This window comes from Rhizobium sp. PRIMUS64 (assembly GCF_023006465.1).
In the GTDB taxonomy this organism is placed as follows: domain Bacteria; phylum Pseudomonadota; class Alphaproteobacteria; order Rhizobiales; family Rhizobiaceae; genus Rhizobium; species Rhizobium leguminosarum.
Window position 1 is genome coordinate 1 of record NZ_JALBGX010000288.1, and the last position, 1,423, is coordinate 1,423.

A 1,423-nucleotide genomic window follows, 5' to 3' on the forward strand; every position below is an offset into this window, starting at 1 on the left:
GCAGCTTGCCGAGGTCGTTGTGCCCCAGCCTGCCGCAACGGCATATTCGCGGGCGCCGCAGCCGGTGCCGGAAGCCGACGACCCCTTCGCCGGCCATGATTTCGAGCTGGATCTTGCCGGCATCGAGCTGGAACTCGCCGACCTCGATTTCTCCGAGACGTCCGACCCATCGCCGCAGCCAGAGCCGCCTGCACCTGCTCCCCAGCCAACCGCTGCCGTCGCTACGCCTCGGCCCGCGCCTGTTTTTGCGCCAGAGCCGCCAGCTCCTGCTTTCCAGCCGGCCGCTGCCGCCCCTGTACGGTCCGCTCCAGCCTTCGTTCCCGAGCCGCAGGCTCCAGCTCCGGCTCCGGCTTTCAACTGGGCGGCTGCCTCCGACTCGACCGAAGACCTGCCATTCGATCCGGCGATGATCTGCGATCCGGAGGATCGTCCCGAGACCGTCGACGACATGCACGTGCCGATGCTGCCGCCGGTCGAGCAGCCCGCGCCGGTCGCGAAAACTGCTGATTTCGATTTCGATCTCGACGCGGAGATCGCCAGCTTCTTTGAACCGGCCAAGCCGCGGCAAACGCCGACGCCAGTCCGGGATACGGCTGCGGCCGCGGCAACGCCGGTCAAGCCCACCATCGCCGATGGCCTCGATGATTTCGAACGGGCGCTGGAGGAGGATTTCCGCCGCAGCGTGCGCGAGCCGGTCGAGCGCCGCGAGACCTCCGAGGTTCGTATCGAGTCGGCAAGCCAGGCCGCTGATTTCAGCCGCGCCCGGTCGATGCGCCGGCTGCTTGCCGGGGCCGTCGTGCTCGTGGTCTTCGCCGGTGTCGCTTATGGTGTCTATTCCTCCGTGTGGAACGGCGAGGGGCTCGGCATTGTCGCGTCCGGCGAGCCGCGCGTGATCACCGCCGACAAGGAGCCGGTCAAGGTCGTTCCGGAAAATCCTGGCGGCAAGACCGTGCCGAACCAGGATAAGGCCGTTTACGACCGTGTTGCGGGTTCTGCCGAAGAGCCGAAGCAGAAGGCGCTCGTTTCTTCCGACGAGGCGCCCGTCGATGTTGTCCAGCGCACGCTGACACCGGAAGCGCTGCCTGAAGACGACGAGAACGCCAACGCTGACGATCAGGTCACGCCGACTGCGGTCGGTGAGACGGAGGATCCGCGTCTGTTGCCGAACCAGGACAATGCCGACAACGCTTCGGCAAGCGACGCCGACAAGACGCCGTCCGTTTCGCCACGCAAGGTCCGCACGATGATCGTCAAGCCTGACGGTACGTTGGTTGCCCGCGAGGAGCCGGCGCCCGTCGATCAGCCGATGCCGTCTGCCCAGCCGACGCAGTCTGCTCAGGCGACACAGTCTGCCCAGGCGACGCCGTCTGCCCAGCCGACACCGCCGGCTCAGCCGCCGTTGACGGCCCAGTCGACCCCGTCC

At 67.4% G+C, this 1,423-nt stretch carries 1 pseudogene; it reads left to right on the forward strand.

Features of this window, described 5'->3' with window-relative positions:
• Positions 1-1,423, forward strand: a pseudogene (locus MOV76_RS39120) (sporulation protein); the annotation flags it as partial.